Origin of the sequence: Agrobacterium sp. S7/73, assembly GCF_019355535.1 — a bacterium.
GTDB classification, from domain to species: domain Bacteria; phylum Pseudomonadota; class Alphaproteobacteria; order Rhizobiales; family Rhizobiaceae; genus Agrobacterium; species Agrobacterium tumefaciens.
The window spans coordinates 198,155-220,333 of the sequence record NZ_CP072138.1 but is presented as its reverse complement, the minus strand read 5'-3'; the positions used below and the strand labels follow the sequence as shown (position 1 = coordinate 220,333).

Below are 22,179 nucleotides of genomic sequence, written 5' to 3'. Positions count from 1 at the left end.
TTACAAACGAGGAAAATGCTCGGGACAACCGGAATGTTACAAGAGGGAAGGAAAGACCAAATGGCGATAGACGAGAAGCCGAACAGGTTTGGCACGGCCGAGGGCGCACGCAAGCTTGCACTCGATACGGTTATCCGGGCTCTGGTAGAGCATGCAAGCCAGACGGATTCAGGTCTCAGGGACCGAGCAATGGCGGGGATCGAGGACTACATCACGCGCCTCAATCCCCAATCGGAGCTGGAGCTCGACTTTGCCGAAAGAACGCGAGGCTTTGCAGCCAAGCTTGTTCAGCCGCCGGGATCGTGATCGACCAATTGTGAGACCTTACTGGCGTTTTCGGGTAGTAAAACGGCAACATCGCTTTCCATCGAGCCAGTTAGCGCGGCGTTGGTGCGGGGATCAGCAAGCACGCGGAAGTCTGTCTTTGATAGGCCGGTTATTTGGCTGCTGCCGTTAAGACTTGGCAACGAACGGATTTCGGGCGTCCACAGGCAAGCATTCGGTTGAGGGTGGCCACGCCGATCGCGGCTTCAGTCTGTTGAGCGAGGAATGATCGAGCGCGGAGCCGCGGACCGATCACGCCCTTGTATCGACCCATCGCGGTTTCAACCAAAGCTCTTTTGCCATAGCTGGTGGATGCCTGCCATTTCAGCCGACCAGCTGCCTGCATGGATGCGATGTGATCGTGTCTCTGGCAGGACTCCCGTGCGTTGGGCGTTTCAACCGCATTCGAGCGCGGTGGAACGACTACCCTTGCGCCTGGGCTGTGACGCAGGACAACGTCATAGGTGGGAGCGCCATCATAGGCTCCATCCGCAGTGAACTGGCTGATCTCATCGCCGATCTGATCCAGCAATTGCTCCAGTTGCGAGGCATCCCCTGTTTCCTGATCTGTCAGACAATGTGCAAGGATTTCGCCGCTGTCGGCGTCAACGGCCAAGTGCAGTTTTCGCCAGCCACGCCGGGTCTTTACGCCATGCTTTTCTTCCAGCCATTGGCCGGCGCCATAGACCTTGAGCCCAGTACTGTCGACCAGAACATGAATGGGTCCGTCCGCCACATGCGGCCGGTCGTTGCCTCTGCCCGATGGCTTCCAGGTTCTGGCGCGTCGGCTCAGCGTGGTGTGATCGGGCACAGGCAAATTCAATCCCATCATGTCCAGCACCGAACTCAGCAGGCCTTCGCTCTGGCGCAAACGCAGCCCAAACACCATGCCCAGCATCAGAGTAGTTTCGATCGCCAGATCCGAATAGAGAGGCTGGCCACCACGCGTCTTGCGACGTGGGGCTGCCCAGCCCGCCAGAGCATCCGGCGTTATCCAAAGATCCATGCTGCCACGGCGGCGAAGGCCCGCCTCATACTCCGCCCAGTTCGTCACTTTGAACTTCATCTTACCGATGTGATGGCGGCGGGAGGCGTTATGTTTGTGCGGCATGCTGGATCAATCAAGCTGGTTTCGACCGCAATCGGATAAGCAGAAATCGTTGAATTATAATTCATGCACCAACGCTACGTCGAACAGATGGCTCCAATCGGCGTCGGTGATGTCGCCGAAGGCCTTGCTCTCGTAGATGCCGAGATTGTTGACGAGGATATCGGTCGACGGTTCGGCCTTCGCGATGATCGCCGCACCCGAGGCGATGGCGGCGTCCGCAAGAATTCCGGAGATATCCGATCCGCCCGATGCCTTGACGGAAGCGATCGCGCTGTCGAGCTTGGCGCGGTTCCGGCCCGTGATGACGACGCGCGCTCCTTCTGTGGCGAGCGTACGGGCGATTTCGAGGCCAATGCCGGCAGTGGCACCGGTCACGAGGGCAGTCTTTCCGTTCAGTTGAAGGTCCATTGCGTGTCTCCAGATTGATGCTGAAGACAATTTATGATTTGAAAGTCGGACGTACTATTGCCCACAGAAGACATGCACCTGTGAATGAGGATCATCAATGCCGCGCATCCTGATGGAACGTTCGGGAGAAATGGAAGTGTTTACCCGCGTCGTTCAGGACGGAGGATTCTCCGCCGCGGCTCGCAACCTCGACATCACGCCATCGGCGGTCAGCAAGTTGATCGCACGCCTGGAAACGAGGCTCGGAACTCGCCTGCTGGTGCGAACCACCCGTGCCCTGACACTCACGGAAGAAGGCGAGGCCTATCATCATGCCGCGCTTCGGATTCTGCAGGAACTGAACGAGGCGGACCAGGAAGCAGCAGGTGGCGCAGTCCGTGGGCGGCTGCGGATCAACACCACAATACCGTTCGGCACGATGTTCGTTGCACCGGCCATCCCGGAATTCATCGCCCGAAATCCTGACCTGATCGTTGACCTCTCCTTCACCGACGGGATTGTCGATCTGGTGGCGGAAAAGACCGATGTCGCCATTCGCATGGGCAATCTGCCGGACAGCGGCCTGATCGCCCGCAAACTGGGGCAGAGCAGGCGCGTGATCTGCGCTTCACCCGACTATCTGACGCGCAGGGGTTCGCCTGAAACGCCGGCGGATCTTGGACAACACGACTGCCTGACGTTCAACTTCCGACGCGCACGGCCCTCCTGGCCGTTTCGCGCAGACGGTCGAGACGTCGCTCAGCCGGTCCAAGGCAGTATCGTCGTCAACAACGGCGAGACCATGAAGCAGATGGTGCTGGCTGGCGCCGGCATTGCCCGGGTGGGCCTGTTTCACGTCGCGGACGACATTGCGGCGGGACGGTTGGTCCCGTTGCTCGAAGACTTCAATCCAGGCGATCTTGAACTGGTACATGCCGTCTATGTCGGCGGAGGTCCCCTGCCCCACCGCGTTCGTGCCTTCATCGAACATATGGTCGTGACACTGGGTGATTCAGCGCAACTGAAAGGGACGTCCTGACCCGGACGGAATATGGGAAAGGCGAATGCCAAACCTTTCGCCTTTTCCTATTCCATCAATCGCGATACTCTGGCGCCTGCCGGTCGAGGACCCGCCGGATGCTCTCCAGATGCATCCTGGCACTTTCCGGGTCCCCTTCGCGCATCTGCCGCGCCGCTTCAGCCGCGACAGCAGGCACGACCGGCAGAAGTTTGCGGCCCGAGCCCATTGCCTTCAACTGAACTTCGGCAGCACGCTCGAGATAGTAGAGATCGTCCCAGGCTTCGGCGATGTTGGGTGCACAGACCATGACGCCATGGTTTTTCATGAACAGGATGTCCTTGTCGCCGAGGACGGAGGCGATCCTATCGCCTTCGCTTTCGTCCAGAGCAAGACCATTATAGTTCTCGTCAACAGCCACGCGGCCATAGAACTTGAGTGCCGTCTGGCCTGCCCAGACCAATGGCTCACCCTCCACCATGCTGAGAGCGGTTGCATTCGGCATATGAGTGTGAAACGCAGCCCCCACCCGAGGTGCCATCTTGTGCAGGCGCGCATGGATGTAAAAAGCGGTTGCTTCCGGAACGCCATCCCCGGCAACCACATTGCCCTCGAAATCGCAGATCAGCAATGAAGAGGCAGTCGCCTCCAGAAACGCCCATCCGAGGCGGTTGACGATGAAGAGGTCGGGATGGCCGGGCACGACGGCCGAGAAATGATTGCAGATTCCCTCTTCAAGACCCAGGCGAGCAGCCATGCGAAGGCAGGCGGCAAGATCGACACGTGCCTGCCATATCTCGTCAGTATCCAGCGGGAGATTGTGCCGAAGAGTCTGGTTTGTCTTCGAAACATTCAGCTCATGCGCCATGTTGGTCTCCTTATCGCTCCATCCAGCCTGCTGCGGCAAGGATGGCTGGTACCTTGTCGAGCGTCGGGACGATTTCATTCGGGTGATAGTCAGCGAGTGGTTTGCGGCCCGTGCCACGATCGATCCAGACAGTACGAAAGCCAAGCTCACGCGCTGCGGCAAGATCAAGATGCGGGCTGGCGCAGATATGCACCAGATCCTCCATGCTGATGCCGAGGCTTTCCCAGGCATGATGGAAGATCTGGCTGGATGGCTTATAGGCACCGGCCTGTTCCGCAGTGATGACGCGGTCGATGTGGCCACCAAGTTGGGCCACGTTTCCAGCAATGATGGCATCATCAGTATTGGAGATGATCGCCAGGCGGAAACCTGCATCTTTCAACTTTCCAAGGGTTGTCACGACCTCCGGAAACGGCGGCATCTGGCCGATCGATGAGGTCAGGATTTCGGCATCCGCTACCTCAAACGGTAGGCCGAATTCAATCATCGCCCGTTCCAGCGCAAGCGCGCTGACCTCGGCAAACGTGCGGTGCGGACGCTCCTCCTCCAGCGCATGCTCATGGTGGTCGTAGATCGAGATGAAGGCCTTCTGGTCGATATCGCCACCTTTTGCGGACAGTATTCTGTCCATTGCAGCAAGCAGCCCTTCGTCCCACTGAATCAGGGTTCCATAGCAATCAAAGGTCAGCCAGGTCGGCTTGGGTCCAGTCAGGGTCATGTGTCTTCTCCTTGATTTTCCCGAGCTTGACAAAACCTGGATGGATTGAGAAATTAAATCTTCTCATCATCATCATCGAGAAATCAAATGGGCTTCGGCTTCGATCTGGATCTTCTGAAAACCTTTGCTGCAGTCGTCGATTGCAGCGGCTTTACCAAGGCGGCCGAACGGGTACACCTGACGCAATCGACGGTGAGCCAGCAGATCAAGAAGCTGGAGGTCAATTTGGGCACCTCGTTGCTGCGTCGGGACAAGTCGACCGGAACTGTTGAAACGACTGAGGCCGGCGAGTTGCTGCTGAGCTATGCGCGTAAATTACTCGCCGTGGCGGATGAGGCCGCCGAGGTCATGCGGAGGCCTTCAGCTCCGCGCACTGTCCGTCTTGGCGTGCCGGAAGATTTTGCCGGGCGGCGGCTTATCGATCTGCTGTCGGGATTTTCTGCGGCGTCTCCACATATCAGGCTCGACACGGTCAGCGGCTGGAGCACCGAGCTTCGACGCCTGCTGGATATGGGCGAGATCGATCTGGCGCTGATCAAGCGCGAGCCTGGCGATGGGGCATGTCTGGCGAGTTGGAAGGAGGAGCTGATCTGGGTGGAAAGCACCACCCGTCCAGTCGAGACGGATCCGGTCCCACTTGCGGTGTTTCCCGTCGGCTGCATTTACCGGGATCGTGCCATCCGTGCGATCGAGCGCAGTGGTCGCCGCTGGCGGATCGCCTATACTAGCCAGGGTCTGATGGGTGTGCAGGCAGCGGTCGCTTCCGGTCTCGGGATCAGTCTGTTGCCTTCCGATGCGGTGCTTCCCGAACACCGGAAGCTCGGCCCGCTGGATGGGTTTGGTGATCAGCCCGCGTCCGAGATGGCGCTGGTGAAAGGACGGGCGAGCCTCTCTGCAGAAGCCCAGTCCGTCGGCCAATTTCTGGCGGATAGCCTCGGGTCGTAGTCTTCTCAAAGGTGCGCTTTGACCTCGCCAACGTCTCAGGTAAGACGAAGCGCTGCCTTCAAGCCTGCGATCTGGAGATCGAGCCCAAACGCAAAACGTTGATCGGCATTGGCTCCGGCAATCTCACGCATCGCTATTGCAGCCAGAGGAAATCTTGCTGCCCGGGAGTTCTCCTCCTGACCTGCTGGTTCCTTTTTGCCCCCAAGACTCTGTTCCTCGATAACGAAGCCAATCACAAAATAGACCAGTGTGAATGCACCCCAGCTTGCGCTGCGGTCGTCAGTACCGGCTTGCTGGAGAGAGCCGATCAGAAGCGAGCCGACGCGCAGCACGTTATCGGATAAGGGATAGGTGCCGGCGAAAACACGTGCCGCATCGCGGCGCGACAGCAGGGCGTCGCGCACTTCGGAGGCCACGCGCCCAAGCCTCGCGTCCCATGCCTCGCCTTCCGGATTGCTTACGGCGACCGGCTCCATCAGCGCATCCGCCATTCCCTCGAGCAAGGCATCCTTGTTGGCAAAATGCCAGTAGAGCGACGGCGCCTGAATGTTCAAGGCGTCTGCCAGCTTACGCATCGTCAACCCCTCCATGCCGACCTCATCGAGCAGCTTGAGAGCCGTCGCGATGACTTCGGTTTTCACAATGCGCATGTCCGTCTCCAGTATTACTGTTGACTCTCTAACACTGTTAGGCAAATCTAGCAACGTTAGATTGGAGCGCTTCTGATGAAAATGGATTATGATGTTGTTGTTGTCGGCGCAGGCCCTGTCGGCCTGTGGCTGGCATGCGAACTGAAGCTTGCCGGTGTGGATGTCGCCGTTCTCGAGCGGCGAACGGAGCGGACGGCGCAGTCGCGTGCGCTCACCATCCATGGGCGTTCACTGGAGGTATTTGCCCTGCGTGGCCTTGCCGATCGCTTCCTGAGCGCCGGCAAGCCGATCCCGACCGGCCACTATGGGGTCCTCGATACGCGGCTGGATTTCTCACCCTTCGACACCCGCTTCCCTTACACGCTGTTTATTCCGCAGGCCGTGACCGAGGAGCGTCTGGAAGAACGTGCGATTGAACTAGGTGTCGTCATCGTGCGGGGCGTGACAGCAACCGGAATTCTGGACGACGGAAACCGCGTGCACATCTCTACCGACGGCGGAGAGTTTTTCGGCTCCTATGTGGTGGGAGCGGATGGCGCTCGCAGCATCGTGCGGGAACAGGCTGGCATCTCATATGAGGGAGCAGAAGCCCGCAATTCACTCATGCTCGCAGACGTAGTTCTTGCCTCGCCACCGGCAAAACCCGTCGTGTCGGTCACCAATGAGCATGGCTCGGTGATGATCGCGCCTCTCGGTGACGGCAAACACCACCGCATCGTGCTCGTGGATCCGCAGAGGACCCATGTGCCGCGAACCGAACCGGTCACTCTGGAAGAGGTAGCGGGACCGACCGCGCGCATTATCGGCGAGGACTATCAGCCTCGCGACCCGATCTGGCTTTCGCGTTTCGCCGATGAGACGCGCCTTGCCGGAACCTATCGCAAGGGCCGCATCCTGCTCGCCGGCGATGCCGCCCATATCCACGCCCCCATGGGCGGACAGGGCATGAATGTCGGACTGCAGGACGCATTGAACCTCGGCTGGAAACTGGCCGCAGTCGTGAAGGGCGAAGCGTCCGACAAACTGCTTGATACCTATGACGAGGAACGGCGTCCGATAGGACAAATTCTCTACACCAATACCCTGGGGCAGGTCGCGCTCGTCACCCGGTTCGATCCGGCGACCCTTGCCTTGCGCGAGACGCTGAACGAACTCCTGAAAATTCCCGCGGTCAATCATCGTCTTGCCGGCGAGCTTTCCGGCTTTGACGTCGCCTATGGCCACTATGCAAAGGCGGCCGTTGCTGCCGGACGATTGGCAGCAGGAGTGCGCGTTCCCGATATCGAACTTGTCGGCAAGGACGGCGCATCGATGTCGCTCTACAGCCTGCTGGTCGAAGGACGTTGGCTTCACATTTCCTTCAAACCAGGCGCATCGGTTGCCGGCCCGGAATGGTTGCGATCCAGCAGCGTCAAATCCCTGTCGGCAAATCCATCCGACCATGCGGCCCTTCGCGGCGTCCGGGCGCTGTTGGTCAGGCCCGACGGTTATGCCGCGGCTATCGATCAGGAATAAGGGAGAGCATCGATGGAGACTCTTAACCCTTCCTCCCTGACCGATGCCTTCTCGCACCTGATCGCACAAATCGCCATAACCCCGCCCGGCGCGCGTCTTGCCGCCGTCTCGGGCCAGGTCGCGGTCGACAGGGCAGGTCAACTCATTGGTGGAAACGATCACTCCGCCCAGGCAAGGCAATGCTTCGGGAATGTCCTCGACGCCCTCGCGGCCATAAAAGCGCATCCGAAAGACATCTTGCAAATGAGGCTCTACGTGGTCCGGCATACTCCGGATCTCGTTCCGGCGCTCTTCGGTGCGGGCTCAGACATATTCGGCGACAAATGGCCCGTTTGTGCAAGTACCTGGATCGGTGTTGAAGCACTTGCCATGCCCGAATGGCTTGTCGAAATAGAGGTTCTGGTCGCCCTGCCATAACGCATAAGGCATTCTGAGACGCGGAGCGTCCGGGACGCCGGACGCCTGCGTCTCATTCCATGAACGCCGGGCAGATCGTGCGACCACCACGCCTTGAAGGGATAAGACCCAACAACCCGCCTCTCGACAACGGAAATCACTGAAAATTTCTACTTTTCACCTTCAACGTATCGATATGCCCATTCCATCAGAGCATTCCGAAGGTGCATGAAGTAGGCTTTAGCCTTAGGAGCGTGGCAACGTGTGTCCATCGTCGCATCCTCATTTAAGCTCCTGCACTCCTGCTGTTATCGGTTTTACTAACCGCTTATCACCAGCCCGTGTAATCGAATGGTCTTAACAACTTACGCGGAGGCACGCCGTGCCGGCGCGCCGGCGCGTAGTCCTTCCATAACAAAGTCCATCAGCCAACCCAACCGGGGTTTCCACTCATCGTTGAAGTTGATCTGCCAAATACCGGCAATGGCCAGAAAAAAGTCATCAGCGGTGATGCCGGGGCGAATCGTGCCCGCCTTCTCATTTGCATCAAGTAAGGACTGGGCTGCAGCGACCACCGGGGCATAACTCTCCTTTCCTGCACAGTCCCCCAAACTCGACATCTCGCGTATTGCATCGGCCAGGCCAGCCTTGGTCATGGCGTACTCGGCAAGACGAGCCATCCACTCACGCAAAGCTAGGTCAGGCGGGCGGCTCTGAAGCAGATGTTCGGCGTATTTTGCAACCTGCAACATCTCATAGCGATAGACCTCCATCACCAGTGCCTCTCGCGTCGGAAAGTGTCGATAGAAGGTCCCTTGTCCTACGCCAGCCTTCCTAGCGATCACGCTTAGGGGAACGTCTGCAGAATAAGGCAGCTCCGCCAACGCGACCTCCAAGATGCGCTCGCGGTTCAGTAATGCGTCAGCACGCGAACGACGCTCAACCTTTTGTGACTCTTCCATTTCTGCTCCTTCTCGAAGCGTATCTTGCTAAGTGGACAACTGTCCGTTAATATCACGGCTTGCGGACAATTGTCCGTTTCAATTTTACCCGCCCCAACAATCTGGAGAAGCACATGAAGCGGTCTGGCAATACCATCCTTATCACCGGTTCCACCGCGGGCATAGGACTTGGTCTAGCGCTGCGATTTCACGAGGCGGGCAACAAGGTTGTCGTCGCCGGGCGGCGCAAAGCGTTGCTGGAGCAGATCGCGGCCAATCATCCGGGCATCGAGGCTATTGAGCTCGATGTAGCCGATGCTACGTCCATTGCCCGGGCAAGTGAGTTATTAGCCGCGCGTTATCCCGACCTAAATGTCGTGATTAACAACGCGGGCATCATGCTGCGCGAAGATGCGATGACTCCCGGTTCACTTAGGGCTGCAGAAGAGACCGTCGCGATCAACCTCTTAGGCACCATTCGGATGAGCTACGCTTTCTTGCCGCAACTTGCAAAACAGAAAGACAGTGTCCTCATCAATGTCAGCTCAGCATTGGCATTTGTTCCATTCCCCATAGCGATGACATATAGCGCCACCAAGGCAGCGGTTCACTCGTTCACCGAAGGCTTGCGCGTGCAACTCGCCAACACCTCCGTACGCGTGGTTGAACTGGCGCCGCCTGGTGTACAAACGACGTTGTTCGGCGATGAAATCGACGAGCATGCTATGCCTCTGGAAGACTTCCTCAACGAGACGCTCGAGCTTTTGCATGGTGAACCCACACCCCGGGAAATAATTGTGGAGCGGGCCAAATATCTCCGCAATGCCGAAGCTGCTGGTAACTACGAAGCAGCCTTGGCAATGCTGTCCGCCTGGCAGGACCCGAGTTAAAGCATTGGGTAATGGAGCTGGTCACTGCAAGCAATAAAATTGACCACACCGACCGGTGGCTGGTCCGGCTGAGGTGCCGGGCCTCGCGAAGTTTCGCGAACGGCTCACGGATCAGTTCACCCAAACGGCAAGATGCCGCGAACAGGGGCAGTCGGGAATCGCCATGACTAGGCAAATGATCATTGGGATGGTTTTGAATGCCGGTTACGGCACGCAACCTGGCGCATGGCGGATGCCGGGTGTGGACCCGAGGAATTACACGAGTTTCGACAGTCAGGTGCGGTACGCTCAAGCTGCTGAACGGGGTAAGTTTCAATTCCTGTTCGCCCCGGATTTTCCTGCGTGGCAAAACGCTCTCGAGAATGAGGCTCCGTTGAATATCAACGAACCGCTTTTGACGTTCGCTGCCGTGGCGCGCGAGACCCAGCGGATCGGGTTGGTTGCCACCGGGTCCTCTACGTTCAACGAACCCTTCAATTTGGCTCGACAATTCAAAGCGCTCGACCTGATGAGCCACGGCCGAGTCGGATGGAATGCCGTACCCTCCAGCGATTCTAATGTCGCAGCCCTCTACGGACAAGCCCTGCCCCCACGACACGAGAAGTATGAACGACTGCATGAATTCATTCAGCTTGTACAGGCATTATGGGGCAGCTGGGGATTGGACGCGTGGCTGCACGATAAAGTATCCGGCCGGTTCGCTGATTCCAACAAGCTCCGTCCGATCAATCTGAAAGGGCGCCATGTGGCCGCTGGCGGACTGCTTCCGCTCCCGCCTTCGGAACAGGGCCAGCCGGTGATTTTCCAAGCCGGCGGCGGCGCTCAGGGGATGGAGGTTGCGGGCCGCTATGCCAGCGGCGTGATCGGCGCCGTCTTCACAATCGAGGATGCACGCGCTCAGCGAAGCGCCCTTCGGAACGCCGCCGAAAAAGCTGGGAGGAACCCTGACGAAGTCAAGTTCTTCGCTGGTTTGATGACGACAATCGCGCCTAATCGACGCGAAGGCTTGGACCGACGAATTGCGCTGAGCTGGCAGACGTTTCCGCAACGCGTCCTGTATCTAGGTCAAATGTTGGGCCTGCGGCTCGACCCACGCCATCTGGACGCACCGCTTACATCGGAGCAATTGGCCTCCGCTCGTCCGTCGCCCGGCGACCCTCGTTCGGCGCACGCCCTCAAGATCGCACGTGAAGGCTGGATCCTGCGCGACGTTCTCGCCCATGGCGTGATCGATTATCACCCAGCGATCGTCGGCCCGGCCGTTGAAGCCGCCGATCATATGCAGGAATGGTTCGAAGCCGGCGCCGCTGATGGCTTCTGGCTGTCGCCTGACGTGTTTGAGGACGGAATCGATGCGTTCGTCGACGGCGTGGTTCCGATACTCCAGGAGCGCGGACTTTTTCATTGGGATTATGAGGGCACGACGCTGCGAGATCATCTCGACGCGCCCGCTCAATACGGGCTCGACCCGCGGGTCATTGGCTGAAAGATCTTTCCGGAGCTAGGAGGCGCATGACTACCTAAAAAGAATCCTCGAAATGCAATAGCGATGACTTCATCGCGCTGTTCATGGAGAACCAAAGTGTCCGAACCCGCACTTTTTCACGACGTTGTTCGTAATCGCCATTCCGTCCGCAGTTTCCTACCCTTGCCTGTGCCCGACGCGCTGATCCGGGCGGTGGTCGAAGATGCGCAGCATGCGCCGTCGAACTGCAACACGCAACCATGGCAGGTCCACATCGTTTCCGGTGCAAAGCGCGATGCGCTGAGCAGGGCAATCCTTGCCGATGACGATGCCGGCCGCTACACGCCCGATTTCGGCTTTGCCATCGATGACTATCCAGGCGCCTACTGGCAGCGGGCCCGGGATCAGGGCGCGGCGTACTATCAGGCGCTTGGTGTCTCGCGCGAAGCGTACGAGGAGCGGCGCACCGTGGCGCGGTTCAATCTTGGATTTTTCGGGGCGCCGCATGTCGCCCTGCTTTTCATGCCCGATGTGGGCGACAACGTGCGCGTCGCCGGTGACGTCGGCATGTATGGGCAGACATTCCTGCTGTCACTGACCGCCCATGGACTCGGCGGGATCCCGCAGACGATGCTTGGCCTTTATGCCGGGACGATCCGGCATGTGCTGGGCATCAATCCTGCGTCGAAACTGCTATTCGGCATGTCGTTCGGCTATCCCGATGCCGACGCCGCCGCCAACCGCTACCGGATCGGCAAGGCCGCCATCGAGGAAAGCACCACCTTTCACGCCTAAGCCCGGCGCCGAGCGTCGATAAGCACTGAAAACGGAGAAGTTATCATGAAAATAGGAATTCTAGGGACGGGCAATATCGGAAAGACGCTCGTCCGCGAACTGGCAAAAGCCGGCCATGACATCAAGATCGCAAATTCACGGGGCCCGGAATCCATCGAGACCGAAATAGTGGCTTCCGGTGCCAGGCCCGTCACGGCCGAGGAAGCAATGAGGGATGTCGATGTGATCATTCTATCGATTCCGTTTGCAAAGCACTCAGACATCAAATCGCTTCTAACCGAGGTCCCAACGGACACGGTAGTGATCGACACTGCCAACTATTACCCCATCCGAGACAACAAGATCGACGCCATCGAGGCTGGTCAGGTGGAAAGCCTGTGGGTCGCCGAGGAACTGGGCCGACCGATCGCTAAGGCGTGGAACGCCGTCGGAGCGCGGGCCTTTTCGGAACTCGGGAAGCCGCCGGGCAGCCCCGACCGTATCGCGATTCCCGTCGCCGCGGACCGGGACATTGACCGGGACGTGGCCATGCGTCTGGTCGATGAAACCGGTTTTGACCCGTTCGACGCCGGATCGCTTGCAGATTCTTGGCGTCAACAGCCTGGTTCCCCGGTTTACTGCACCAGTCTGAAAAGGGAACAAATGGCAACCGCCTTGGCATCAGCCGAAAAGGAGCGTCTTTCCCAGCGCCGCGACCTGGTTTCCCAGATCGTGCAGGAGCGTTTCGGCATGGCTCAGCTCTCGAATTCGGACGCCGATTTCCTCACAAAGCTTAACCGGATCGTCTACATGTAAGTGAAGACGCCGGCTGTCCTTAGGGAGCCGGCGTTCACCCGCCTCTTTCGGGCGGACTATCGCCTGTGAGATTCGTCCGTGTAGGCCAGGTGATGAAGCCCACCGCAGCGCGCTGAATTTGTCCGGCCCAGTGCGGCAGGCTCTGCAGCAGGCACAGGCGGCCGTGTTGATGGCGGACGCATTCGATCCGGCCGCCGAGCAACGCACATTCCGGTTGGGACTTTCCAGCGAGGTGGAACTGCTATTGCTTCCCTATCTGACGGCGCGGTTGCGGGATATCGCGCCGGGCATCCGTATTCTCGCCCGCGGTGGTGATGCGCAGGAGGTCGACGCGATGCTGGATGCGGGCGTCATCGATATTTCCCTGGGGTGCAGTTACCTGCCGGACACACGGCACCATAGCGAGCCGCTGTATCAGTCCAGCGTATTGTGCTGTTTCAATCCCCAATTTCTGAAGCTCGCCAATCCGGTGGATCTTGATGCCTATATGGCCGCACAACATGCGGTGATCTCGCAGACGGACAGCCTGCATGGCTGCGTCAAGGATGCGCTGGAGCATGCAGGTGCAGAACTGGAAGTCGTGGCGGCAGCTCCCGATTTCATGTCGATATTGGCCACCGCGCGTTCATCTGCGGTGATTGCCACCGTATCTTCGCGCATTGCGCTTCGTAATGGCCCGCTATTGGGACTTGAGGTCAGCCCGGTGCCATTGGCGCTTTCTTTTCCACCCGTGGCAATGGTCTGGCCGCTTCAGATGGACAGCGATCTTGGCTGCGCATGGTTGCGGCAGCAAATCCGTGAGGCGATGCTGAGGACGAACGAAAGCAACGTCGCGGATATTGCAGCCTGATGTCTCGTAAGTGATCCGTGTGTGTTCCGGGGCCTCGCCTTGAAAGGATGTGAACCAACGACCCCTTCATCGGAACAGTGCTAACGCCCTGAAATCAGCGGGGACGTCGGCTTTTCTTCTGCGGTGCGAATGATACGTGGCAGTTTTCGAGTTCCCAGCCGTAGTGTAGAAGATGCCAAAAAGCGGACGTTGGTTCATGTAGTTCAGAGAGCCATTGCGGCGGGCATCATCGCGACTCTAGGTCAATAGAAACGGTCATAGTCGCCGCCGAAATCACCCAGCTCGGCCAACTCGGCCAGCACGGTAATGGTTAGTTTGAGCAAGCGGCGCATGCGGGCCGGATCGTCCCACTGGTCATGACCGTGTTTGCCGCCATGGAAAAGATTGTTCCGCACGGCTTTCGCGTAGGCCACGACCTTGTCGAGGTCGGCAGTGTTCGGGGAAAAGGAGAGATCCTCGAAGCCATGTTCCGGGTCGCCGACGATCTGGCGCCGGGGCTTTTCTGCAAGGAGCGCATGCGCGGCAGATGATGCGATGTAAGCGGCGCGATGGACTTTAACGAACTTGTCCCAACTGGGATCGGCACGCGCACCGATGACCTCGTTCTTCAGGAAACGCTTTTCCTTCAGCGCGAACTCGAAGCGGGAAAACCAGTAGAAGAAGTCAAAGGCCAGATCGCGCATGTCCTGACCGATGTCATCGTGGCGCATCGCTCTTTCGGCTCCTTATTAAGGCACCTGCCAGATCACATTCCAAGGTAGGTAAATGGATGCGGCCATGGACCTTATGATCAGATGCATCGCCGATCGTTGCAAGAAATATTATTTTATGCAATATATGCAAAATGCGTGGTCGACCAAAACGAGAAGATGCATCAGAGCTTTGCGCTGCCATCGAGCAGAAACGGCTTCACTTGAACTTGTCGATGCGACAGGTCGCGCGCGAAATTAACGTTCATCCTTCGAGTCTTGGCAGAGCCTTGCACGCAAACGCGATGTCCGGAGACATGGCGGCAGCAGCGACGCATTTTCTAGAAAGCTACACTCCATCATGGCCTGCTACAAGAAAACGGGAACTGAAACACGCGTTGCATTTATTGCATGAATTAAATCGGGTGGCGCCGGGGCTGCAAGCAGCACTTGAAAATTTGCTCGACGGCAGCGACGCTGTAAAATAGGAGGAAGGCATGACGGCCACCAAGCATTTAATAGGAATGATCCAGAGCCACGCATCCGGAGACGATGATCGTTTCCTGGCGATCGCGGAGACCATTGCCTCAGATGCTGATCGTTCGGGTCACGTGAGAGTGGCCGGCGAGATTCGAAGTGTGGTCGAGCGTGTTCGCCGCGATAAAAGTTCTTCGTCCGCAAAGGCTCCGATTCCCCTCGCCTCTCCACGCGGCGAACTGGCCGGACTGGTGCGCGCGAGCTATCCCGAGACCGGTTTGCCCGACCTCGTTCTGGGTCCCGACCTGACACGTCGGATCAAAGGGATCGTACGCGAACACAAAGAGCGTCATCTGCTCGAAGCACGGGAGCTCAGCCCGCGCAGAAAATTCCTGTTCTCGGGCCCTCCGGGCACCGGCAAGGGAATGACGGCCGCGGCCATCGCGGGTGAACTAGGACTTCCATTGTTCACGATTCTTCTGGATGGCGTTATTACGAAGTTTATGGGCGAAACGGCGTCCAAGCTGCGTCTGGTTTTCGATTCCATGAGCGCCAGTCGAGGGGTGTACTTTTTCGATGAAGTTGATGCGCTCGCATCCCGCAGAGATTCGGAGAACGACGTCGGCGAGGCACGCCGGATGCTTAATTCGTTTCTGCAGTTTCTTGAGGACGATAAGTCGGGCAGCGTTATAGTCGCTGCGACCAATCATAAGACTTTGCTGGACCCGGCGATTTTCCGACGTTTTCACGCGGCGTTCTCCTACGCGCGACCAAATGCCGATGAAGCTCAGAGGGTACTTTGCAATCACCTGAGACAATTTGACGTAAAGAAGGTCCATTGGACCAAATTGATGTCCGAGATTGATGGCCTCAGTCAAGCCGATCTCGTAGCCGTCGCTGATGACGCCTCACGGGATGCCGTGCTTGATCACGATGGGCGGATGTCGACCGAAATCCTCTCCCAAGCAATCAAGGATCGAAAAGCGTTGCACAACGAGTAAGCGAGTGTTGACATTGCGTTGCTACCATCGCATCTCTTTGAAAACTAACGCTCAAGATGGTTAAGATGGCTCTTTTACCTCACTTGCTTGCCCGTAATATCGGTGTCGCTTCGCAGGAATACCGCGCTGTGGGCAGGGGTGGGAATAAAGAGCCGAAATCAGTCGAAAACAGGCGCGAGCATGCGCAAGCGCTGAAGGAGAACCTTCGCGCCCTGGGTTCAGAACTAGATGAAATTCGCAAAGAACAAGGGACGGCAGGCGTTCCTGCAAAGCTCCGAGGTATGGCGATCACGGTAGAAAGCCGTGAGGACGTTCCTCTTTTCGTGAGCCATTCCGCGCGTTCAACCACCAGGGGACTTAAACTCCTTACCCATCAGGCAAACCTATCCAAGGAAAACCTGGGCAATGAGCCCGGCGTTGAGCTAGCAAACTTCTTCGTGTCGAAATCTTCGCTAAAGTCACTGTCAGAAGCACTGACCAAATACGAAGAGTGGGACGACAATGGATACGCTGATCTCCTTGGTGACAACGATGAAGAAGACACACGCCGCCCGACAAATTTCAAGCTCTTTGAAAGCGCCGCGTTAATTCGGCCCGCAAACCTTCGCGACTTCTGGACCGATAACATCGACAGTTTCCCACGAAAAAAGGATCAAGTTAAGTGGGAGGTCTGGACCAGAAATGACTATGAAGACGCCTTCCGATCAGTCTTAGGATCCCTGGATATCGATATCCAAAGCAATCGTACGATGTTCATAGAGACAGCAGTTCGGAACCTGATTGCCACTCCTGAAGATATGTTGAGTTTGATGCGCAGAAGCGGTGCGGTCGTCGAGCTACGCAGCGCTTCTTCGTTTGTTTCCGACTACATGACGGCCACACCAGAAGGTCAACATGACTTAATCGGTTCACTTGCTGGGCGGGTAGTGCCTGCACCAGCCTCGGCACCTCGCGTTGCCGTCCTTGACACAGGAGTTAATGCTGCCAACCCACTGCTAACGGCCTCCCTGCCGAGATCTAGATGCTATTCTGTCAGCGACGACTGGGCCATTTCCGACCATAATGGCCACGGGACGAAGATGGCGGGAGTTGCACTGTTTCGCGATCTAGGTGATGTACCATCTGGACGTGGCCAAATAGCTCTTTCAACTGCATTGGAATCGGTCGTTGTAACCGCCCCTTTAGGTGGACAAGACGTCCCAGCACACGACGCTATTAGTAGAGCCGTTGAACTCGTAGAAAGTGAGCCGGCTGCGCGAGTATTTTGCCTCGCACAGACTGCAGTGGGCGAACCCGAAGATGGACGGCCTTCATCCACCTCCGCAGCATTGGACAGATTGGCCTACGGAGATGGCATCTCTTCCCGTCTTTTTTGCGTGGCAGTCGGTAACGTTGATACCACAGATGACGAACCTTATCAGGTCGCCGACTACATCGACAGGAACCGTCGACACGGAATTCAGTCACCAGCTCAAGCTTTGAATGCGCTGTCGGTTGGCGCCTTCACAGAAAAAACCAATGGACGCGCGTCGTTGGTCGCCTCGCGCGGCGATCTTTCGCCGACATCGCGCACCTCACAAGAATGGCTTGTTCGCGGTGCTCGCAAGCCGGACATCGTGATGGAGGGTGGTAACCACGAAATCGACGACGATGAAATCTTCTCCAGCCCGTCCCCACTGAACCTCGTTCTAACAACTTCTCGGGATGTGAGGTCCAATCCTCTGGCTATGACCGGCCAGACCAGCGCCGGTACCGCTGCGGCCGCTCACCTTGCCGCCCGACTGATGGCACGCTACCCTAGCTTAAGGATGGAGACGATCCGCGGTATGCTAGTTCATTCTGCTGAGTGGACACCAGCGATGTTGAATCAGCTTGGCGAGCTCAGAGGTTCGCACCTGACGACTGATCCCTGGGGAACAATGCTCAGCAGATATGGTTGGGGTACTCCGAACGAAGAGAGGTTGTTCGCGAGTACCGAAAGCGAAATGACCTTGATTATCGAGGACAACCTTGATCCTTACGAGATTGGTGACAGCAACCAACTTCGTTTGAAGGAGATGAAGTATTTCAAACTGCCGTGGCCAAGTTCGGAGTTGGCGGCGTTGAATCAAACCGATGTCGAAATGCGCTGTACTCTCTCCTACTTTGTGGAGCCCGATCCACATGCGATCGCTCGCAATCGGTATGATAGATACCCGTCACACCGGCTGAAGTTCGACCTTCGTCGATTTGGCGAGAGTGACGTCAAAGCCCAATCACGATTCAACGCTCTTGAAGAGGACGCAGGCTTTGGGGGAACCGACGATGGCTGGATAGCCGGAAAGCGTCTTAGCGGCACGGGTACGCTTCAGCATGACATATGGAAGGGGCCAGCCTACGAACTGGCTGAGCGAGATGGAATTTCGGTTGCACCGGTGAAGGGCTGGTGGGCGGATCTGCGTCAGAGTGGACGCTTCCAACGTCAGGTTCACTTCTCTCTGATCGTGTCTATTCGTGTCCCAGACGGCGCTGCAAACATCTATCAGCCCGTGCGCGCCGCCATCCGGAATCTAGTCACGGTGTAGTTCTGCGAAGTGTATCCTTGGATGCTCTGGCCATCACATCGCCATACAGCACATACGCAAAAGGGGTCGATGAGCTATTTTTTGAGGCCGCTCTCGACTTGCGCAACGCTTCAGCAATAGTCTCACCCTTCAGCAAAAATTGCTCAATCGTGTCCGTCACGAGATTGCTCGCGTGCTGATCCGCCACGCGCCATAAGGGTGTCAACACGCCCCCGAACCCACGTGCAGTGAGCGCGGTCGCCCACCCCGTCGGCATGTTCAATTCAACAATCTCAGTTCCCATTTCGCAGGCATTCAACACAACGAGACTGCGGTCACGCTGTCCCAACTTAACCCGGCCTTGGTCGATTTCTTCCAATGTCACTTTCTCGCCGTCCGACATCTCCAACAGGGCGGAACTTTCTGATTTTGCGCAAGCGCCGTGCCCGGCGAAGTGAACTAGTCTGATTTTAGTTTCGGGAGGCGTCTCAAGAAGTGCCAAAAGCCCCGCTCGGGTGGCGTTTTGCTCTATTGCACTAACGTTCTCACAAAGCCACTGGAGCTCCTTCCGAGCGAACGGCAGATCCCTAGGGCCGTAACTAGGTACGAAACTTACTACATCCCCGTCAGCAAATACTGAGGCTGGCGAGGACTTGTAAGTTTGAGGCCACCGGGCGATTGGGTGGGTTATGAATAGATGTTCTCCTGGTATATCGTTGACCTCAGGGCACATAATCTCCCAAGGCACGAAGCGCTCATCGGTGAAGAACTGTATCGGAAAATCACAGCCGTGTTCCTTCACAAGGTCTAGGTAATGCTTTCGGAAATTCGGTGGTGTCGCCCCCCAGACTTTTTCACCAATTCCCTGCATGACCCTACCATGGTCACCTGGTCGTAGAGTCGGACAGGTGTGAAGAAGCTTCTCCGCAAAGCTTCGAGCGTCGCCGATGTTGAAATGATCGCTGGTAACTTGCCTGCCCACACCCTGGATGCCGGACATTGTGACCCAAGTGTAACTACCCGCGTCGGCATTGCTTTGTCGAAAGATAGCGACCACAAGAGTTGACGCTTCTGCGGCTGAATCTATTGACGACGGCGCTGAAAAATTCAGCGCCTCTGCAGGATCATCCGAAGTGGCCGGGGCCGTGGGGGCTGTCCACTCTCTTTCCGTAGTCGCCAATTGGAACGTGCGCCTCGCAAATCCGCATTGGCGTTTTTGGTAGAGAAGTTGAATATTCAACTGCACCGAGCCAGTTTTAGTGGCGCTGTCGGCGACCTTTGCACGTATGAGAGCAGGCTGGCACCCCTTGCCACGTCGGAGCTTCACGGAAGCAATATCGTCCTCGTCATCGAGGACCAGTTCGGCCGAATGAATTAGGACGTCTACGCTAAACTTGGACCAATTCGCACTGACGTTGGTAATTTGCGTAGGTTCTTCAGCCGTAAACTCATCGGGCTCCTCATTGAGGTAGACAGCGATAACTACGTCTTCGCCGACGCGCAATTCCCCCGCGATCGACACATGCGGGTACCGCAATAGGGTGATTGGCACATCACCGCCATCGAATGCGACCGCACTCTGCAAACGCTCAAACGCGGCATCGTTAGGGTCACGTTCGGCCGAGCGAAATGGCGCTTTAACCACCAATTCCTCGTTCACCCGTTGAACTTTTGGATGCCGGCTAACCAGGTCCAAAAGATGAGCCTTAGCTTTTTCGGAGGCTATCTCGCCTTTGACTTCAGCGACGCCGCCGGAAAAGTTGATGACTAGAGATATTAAAGAGTTCTCATAGCGCCCATTGAACGCGTCCACTAGATACTGCCAGTCTGTGTCCGGCAGCGTTATATCGGGCTCCCCGTAGTTGGGCTCTCTTCCTGTGGGATCGGACATCAGCCGCTCACTCCGTCCGTGTCAACCACCGCGAACACGTCACCTACAGGTTCAAGCCCCGCTTCTTCGATAGTCACCCTGTATAAACCGGGGTTCAAATGGATTGAGCACGTATACATCTCGTCCATGGGATACATATCCACGCGGATTGGCTGAGCTTCGACATCTGCTCGTCTGAACTCAGCAGTTAGCTTTTGACGATACTGTTTTATGGTGGCTTGAACGACCACGGGCTCGCCGGCGGAGTAGAGATCGCTCACATCCAGACCGATGCCGGATGAGTCGCCAGGACCACGGAACAGAGAGAGGTCTATTGAGCTTCCGGACAACACGCCTTTCAAATGCATCATACACGGGCGAGCATTAGGAAGAAATGCGTGGGTGTTGGCAAAGAATACCCCATTTCCATCTGTGAGCTGCGCAGAGACGCGGGGAACCGTTCCATCGCCGCCCAGATTTTTGCCGCTGTGTGCGCGCAGCATTTGAACCTTACCTTCAGGCATCAACCGCGCGGATTGGTAGGTGGGTTGATCGATCCCAACGATCGACGAAACCGAGAACTGCGAACGTTGGTAGTCAGGGCTCAGGAGATTTTTTTCATGTGCATCATTGATCTCGTCGTGAAACCGTCGTGCCTGCAATGCACGATTTATATCCAGATTCGGTAAGATGACCTCAGTTACGCGTCTCAGTCCCTCTTCATGATCCTTGATCGATGGGTATATCGGTAGCAGCTGATACAAAGATTGAAATGATCGAAATGCTCGGCTGGCGTCCGCGAGTACAACCGGCCCAACAGATTTTGTAAGGCCATTACAAATTCCATTGACGGCATCCAATGATCCGCGATGAGGAGTTCCTAGCGTGATCAAGTTTTTGGTCGTCTTCCAACCTTCCAGGCATTCCACGTAGTACCGGGAAACCAATCCTCCCATGGAATGTGCAACAAGAATTACCCTAGCTTCGCTGCTGCCGCTTTCCTTTCGCCAGGACGCAAGCTTCTCATCACAAAAACGTGCTAGCTTTTTCGCTGAAACGCGATTGTCGCGTCGCCAGTCGTAGGCAAATTCATAGTAATTCCTGTTCTTCACCAGCCCGAGGCCACCCTGAAGAAAGTTTGAAACGATCGAGTAACCGTCCAGCTTGATGAGACCTGGCACGATCGTGACATTAGAAATTAGCTCCGAAGCGACGATCCCGTCATCTAGATCCTCGTCGCCGCTATCATCGCCGTTGATTTCAAGCAGGTCCAATCCGTTGTTTACGACGGAGTTCCAGAAGACTGTAGGCGAATAACCCCACAACACCTGTCGGTCCTTCATAAGAACCGAGCCAGTGATGCCAGGCAAAAATATAACAAGGTCTGGGTGCATTTTGCTCACGCTAAAAATCGGTTCCCCATGTTTATTCTGTTTGCTTGATACCGTAAAAACAACCAGCTGTTGTCAAAAAAGCGATCAAAACCAGAACAAAAGCGGTGAAGTTTTTACGTCCTGTCTCAGGGATGTTCTTGGCGGGTTCCAAAGTGCATCCGAGCGGAGATCGCCGGGTAGCTGGCAGTGTTCGCTTTAGATCACGCCCCACGCCCGAACTTCTCACCCTCCCCGTCATTCCCTCAAGCCCAGTTAAAGAAGATCCACCGCGTCGCCTGCGGCGTGACGTCGAGCGCTTTCGCCACCATCCCGGCCGACACAAACGGCTTCGGCATCACCAATTCCATCAATTTCAGGCAGTTTCGAGGATGTCCGCCGCCCTCCAGCTTCCGCTCGAACATTTTTCGCGCGAGCACCAGCCGGTCACGTTCTTTCATGCCGATCTCGGCGGCCGCCAAAAAACTGTGAGCGATGGCGAGCAGCCGGGTTTCCTGGTCGCGATGCCGACGCCGATCCACCTGATGGCTTTGAGGCCAC

General features: G+C 56.9%; 20 protein-coding genes and 3 pseudogenes. 13 read left to right on the top strand and 10 right to left on the bottom strand.

Translation table 11 applies throughout. From position 1 onward, the window contains the following. Positions 1-60 precede the first annotated feature (60 nt). Positions 61-306 (top strand): hypothetical protein, encoded by a 246-nt coding sequence (locus J5276_RS25520; protein WP_209159862.1) that lies wholly within the window; start codon positions 61-63, stop codon positions 304-306. 130 nt (positions 307-436) lie between these two features. Here J5276_RS25520 and J5276_RS25515 read toward each other — a convergent pair whose 3' ends face one another. Together J5276_RS25515 and J5276_RS25510 are read right to left on the bottom strand one after the other, a co-directional pair. After that, positions 437-1,435, bottom strand: a complete 999-nt coding sequence (locus J5276_RS25515) for an IS5 family transposase (protein ID WP_209159861.1) — start codon at positions 1,433-1,435, stop codon at positions 437-439. Between the two features lie 75 nt (positions 1,436-1,510). Continuing rightward, a pseudogene (locus J5276_RS25510) lies at positions 1,511-1,843 on the bottom strand (SDR family NAD(P)-dependent oxidoreductase); the annotation flags it as partial. A gap of 97 nt (positions 1,844-1,940) precedes the next feature. Here J5276_RS25510 and J5276_RS25505 point away from each other — a divergent pair. Further along, complete coding sequence (locus J5276_RS25505) at positions 1,941-2,861, top strand: LysR substrate-binding domain-containing protein (RefSeq protein WP_209159860.1); 921 nt, start codon at positions 1,941-1,943, stop codon at positions 2,859-2,861. A gap of 55 nt (positions 2,862-2,916) precedes the next feature. Here J5276_RS25505 and J5276_RS25500 read toward each other — a convergent pair whose 3' ends face one another. Together J5276_RS25500 and J5276_RS25495 are read right to left on the bottom strand one after the other, a co-directional pair. Further along, positions 2,917-3,708, bottom strand: coding sequence for an aldolase (locus J5276_RS25500; protein ID WP_209159859.1), 792 nt, complete (start codon positions 3,706-3,708; stop codon positions 2,917-2,919). 10 nt (positions 3,709-3,718) lie between these two features. Continuing rightward, positions 3,719-4,426: a haloacid dehalogenase type II gene (locus J5276_RS25495; RefSeq protein WP_209159858.1), complete on the bottom strand. Its 708-nt coding sequence runs from the start codon at positions 4,424-4,426 to the stop codon at positions 3,719-3,721. 87 nt (positions 4,427-4,513) lie between these two features. On the opposite strand from J5276_RS25495, the gene J5276_RS25490 reads away from it, so the two are divergent. Then, positions 4,514-5,371: a LysR substrate-binding domain-containing protein gene (locus tag J5276_RS25490; RefSeq protein ID WP_209159857.1), complete on the top strand. Its 858-nt coding sequence runs from the start codon at positions 4,514-4,516 to the stop codon at positions 5,369-5,371. Positions 5,372-5,406: 35 nt separating this feature from the next. On the opposite strand, the gene J5276_RS25485 is transcribed toward J5276_RS25490, so the two are convergent. Beyond that, entirely contained in the window at positions 5,407-6,021 is a 615-nt protein-coding gene (locus J5276_RS25485) for a TetR/AcrR family transcriptional regulator C-terminal domain-containing protein (protein WP_209159856.1), read from the bottom strand. A gap of 75 nt (positions 6,022-6,096) precedes the next feature. On the opposite strand from J5276_RS25485, the gene J5276_RS25480 reads away from it, so the two are divergent. Together J5276_RS25480 and J5276_RS25475 are read left to right on the top strand one after the other, a co-directional pair. After that, positions 6,097-7,536, top strand: a complete 1,440-nt coding sequence (locus tag J5276_RS25480; RefSeq protein WP_209159855.1) for an FAD-dependent oxidoreductase — start codon at positions 6,097-6,099, stop codon at positions 7,534-7,536. Between the two features lie 12 nt (positions 7,537-7,548). Next, positions 7,549-7,953: a RidA family protein gene (locus tag J5276_RS25475; RefSeq protein ID WP_209159854.1), complete on the top strand. Its 405-nt coding sequence runs from the start codon at positions 7,549-7,551 to the stop codon at positions 7,951-7,953. Between the two features lie 344 nt (positions 7,954-8,297). Here J5276_RS25475 and J5276_RS25470 read toward each other — a convergent pair whose 3' ends face one another. Beyond that, on the bottom strand, positions 8,298-8,894 hold the full coding sequence (locus tag J5276_RS25470) for a TetR/AcrR family transcriptional regulator (protein ID WP_209159853.1): 597 nt from the start codon (positions 8,892-8,894) through the stop codon (positions 8,298-8,300). A 113-nt stretch (positions 8,895-9,007) separates the two neighbouring features. Here J5276_RS25470 and J5276_RS25465 point away from each other — a divergent pair, with 113 nt between their 5' ends. The 5 genes and pseudogenes from J5276_RS25465 to J5276_RS25445 form a co-directional block, all read left to right on the top strand. Further along, positions 9,008-9,763 (top strand): SDR family oxidoreductase, encoded by a 756-nt coding sequence (locus J5276_RS25465; RefSeq protein ID WP_209159852.1) that lies wholly within the window; start codon positions 9,008-9,010, stop codon positions 9,761-9,763. 175 nt (positions 9,764-9,938) lie between these two features. Further along, positions 9,939-11,249 carry an NtaA/DmoA family FMN-dependent monooxygenase gene (locus tag J5276_RS25460; protein ID WP_247749996.1) on the top strand — a complete coding sequence of 437 codons (1,311 nt, stop codon included), beginning with the start codon at positions 9,939-9,941 and terminating at the stop codon, positions 11,247-11,249. Between the two features lie 63 nt (positions 11,250-11,312). Then, the gene (locus J5276_RS25455; RefSeq protein ID WP_209159850.1) at positions 11,313-12,023 is read left to right on the top strand and encodes a nitroreductase; all 711 of its coding nucleotides are present in this window, start codon (positions 11,313-11,315) and stop codon (positions 12,021-12,023) included. Positions 12,024-12,068: 45 nt separating this feature from the next. Further along, positions 12,069-12,818: an NADPH-dependent F420 reductase gene (locus J5276_RS25450; protein ID WP_209159849.1), complete on the top strand. Its 750-nt coding sequence runs from the start codon at positions 12,069-12,071 to the stop codon at positions 12,816-12,818. Between the two features lie 71 nt (positions 12,819-12,889). Continuing rightward, a pseudogene (locus J5276_RS25445) lies at positions 12,890-13,668 on the top strand (LysR substrate-binding domain-containing protein); the annotation flags it as partial. A 242-nt stretch (positions 13,669-13,910) separates the two neighbouring features. Here J5276_RS25445 and J5276_RS25440 read toward each other — a convergent pair. After that, complete coding sequence (locus J5276_RS25440) at positions 13,911-14,351, bottom strand: hypothetical protein (RefSeq protein WP_209159848.1); 441 nt, start codon at positions 14,349-14,351, stop codon at positions 13,911-13,913. A gap of 323 nt (positions 14,352-14,674) precedes the next feature. Here J5276_RS25440 and J5276_RS25435 point away from each other — a divergent pair, with 323 nt between their 5' ends. From J5276_RS25435 to J5276_RS25425, 3 genes are all read left to right on the top strand, one after another. Further along, positions 14,675-14,845, top strand: coding sequence for a hypothetical protein (locus J5276_RS25435; RefSeq protein WP_209159847.1), 171 nt, complete (start codon positions 14,675-14,677; stop codon positions 14,843-14,845). 9 nt (positions 14,846-14,854) lie between these two features. After that, the gene (locus J5276_RS25430) at positions 14,855-15,835 is read left to right on the top strand and encodes an AAA family ATPase (RefSeq protein ID WP_209159846.1); all 981 of its coding nucleotides are present in this window, start codon (positions 14,855-14,857) and stop codon (positions 15,833-15,835) included. Between the two features lie 65 nt (positions 15,836-15,900). Beyond that, complete coding sequence (locus J5276_RS25425) at positions 15,901-18,399, top strand: S8 family peptidase (RefSeq protein ID WP_209159845.1); 2,499 nt, start codon at positions 15,901-15,903, stop codon at positions 18,397-18,399. On the opposite strand, the gene J5276_RS25420 is transcribed toward J5276_RS25425, so the two are convergent. The 3 genes and pseudogenes from J5276_RS25420 to J5276_RS25410 form a co-directional block, all read right to left on the bottom strand. Continuing rightward, positions 18,389-20,269 (bottom strand): CHAT domain-containing protein, encoded by a 1,881-nt coding sequence (locus J5276_RS25420; protein ID WP_209159844.1) that lies wholly within the window; start codon positions 20,267-20,269, stop codon positions 18,389-18,391. The two genes, J5276_RS25425 and J5276_RS25420, sit on opposite strands and share 11 nt — an antisense overlap. Further along, positions 20,269-21,642: a hypothetical protein gene (locus J5276_RS25415; protein ID WP_247750003.1), complete on the bottom strand. Its 1,374-nt coding sequence runs from the start codon at positions 21,640-21,642 to the stop codon at positions 20,269-20,271. Before J5276_RS25415 ends, J5276_RS25420 begins: the two co-directional genes overlap by 1 nt. 195 nt (positions 21,643-21,837) lie before the next feature. After that, a pseudogene (locus J5276_RS25410) lies at positions 21,838-22,160 on the bottom strand (helix-turn-helix domain-containing protein); the annotation flags it as partial. Positions 22,161-22,179 lie beyond the last annotated feature (19 nt).

Coding starts and splice junctions, on each gene's coding strand:
- J5276_RS25520 (WP_209159862.1), top strand. CDS start 61: ATGGCGATAGACGAGAAGCCGAACAGGTTTGGCACGGCCGAGGGCGCA.
- J5276_RS25515 (WP_209159861.1), bottom strand. CDS start 1,435: ATGCCGCACAAACATAACGCCTCCCGCCGCCATCACATCGGTAAGATG.
- J5276_RS25505 (WP_209159860.1), top strand. CDS start 1,941: ATGCCGCGCATCCTGATGGAACGTTCGGGAGAAATGGAAGTGTTTACC.
- J5276_RS25500 (WP_209159859.1), bottom strand. CDS start 3,708: ATGGCGCATGAGCTGAATGTTTCGAAGACAAACCAGACTCTTCGGCAC.
- J5276_RS25495 (WP_209159858.1), bottom strand. CDS start 4,426: ATGACCCTGACTGGACCCAAGCCGACCTGGCTGACCTTTGATTGCTAT.
- J5276_RS25490 (WP_209159857.1), top strand. CDS start 4,514: ATGGGCTTCGGCTTCGATCTGGATCTTCTGAAAACCTTTGCTGCAGTC.
- J5276_RS25485 (WP_209159856.1), bottom strand. CDS start 6,021: ATGCGCATTGTGAAAACCGAAGTCATCGCGACGGCTCTCAAGCTGCTC.
- J5276_RS25480 (WP_209159855.1), top strand. CDS start 6,097: ATGAAAATGGATTATGATGTTGTTGTTGTCGGCGCAGGCCCTGTCGGC.
- J5276_RS25475 (WP_209159854.1), top strand. CDS start 7,549: ATGGAGACTCTTAACCCTTCCTCCCTGACCGATGCCTTCTCGCACCTG.
- J5276_RS25470 (WP_209159853.1), bottom strand. CDS start 8,894: ATGGAAGAGTCACAAAAGGTTGAGCGTCGTTCGCGTGCTGACGCATTA.
- J5276_RS25465 (WP_209159852.1), top strand. CDS start 9,008: ATGAAGCGGTCTGGCAATACCATCCTTATCACCGGTTCCACCGCGGGC.
- J5276_RS25460 (WP_247749996.1), top strand. CDS start 9,939: ATGATCATTGGGATGGTTTTGAATGCCGGTTACGGCACGCAACCTGGC.
- J5276_RS25455 (WP_209159850.1), top strand. CDS start 11,313: ATGACTTCATCGCGCTGTTCATGGAGAACCAAAGTGTCCGAACCCGCA.
- J5276_RS25450 (WP_209159849.1), top strand. CDS start 12,069: ATGAAAATAGGAATTCTAGGGACGGGCAATATCGGAAAGACGCTCGTC.
- J5276_RS25440 (WP_209159848.1), bottom strand. CDS start 14,351: ATGCGCGATCTGGCCTTTGACTTCTTCTACTGGTTTTCCCGCTTCGAG.
- J5276_RS25435 (WP_209159847.1), top strand. CDS start 14,675: ATGGCGGCAGCAGCGACGCATTTTCTAGAAAGCTACACTCCATCATGG.
- J5276_RS25430 (WP_209159846.1), top strand. CDS start 14,855: ATGACGGCCACCAAGCATTTAATAGGAATGATCCAGAGCCACGCATCC.
- J5276_RS25425 (WP_209159845.1), top strand. CDS start 15,901: ATGGCTCTTTTACCTCACTTGCTTGCCCGTAATATCGGTGTCGCTTCG.
- J5276_RS25420 (WP_209159844.1), bottom strand. CDS start 20,269: ATGTCCGATCCCACAGGAAGAGAGCCCAACTACGGGGAGCCCGATATA.
- J5276_RS25415 (WP_247750003.1), bottom strand. CDS start 21,642: ATGCACCCAGACCTTGTTATATTTTTGCCTGGCATCACTGGCTCGGTT.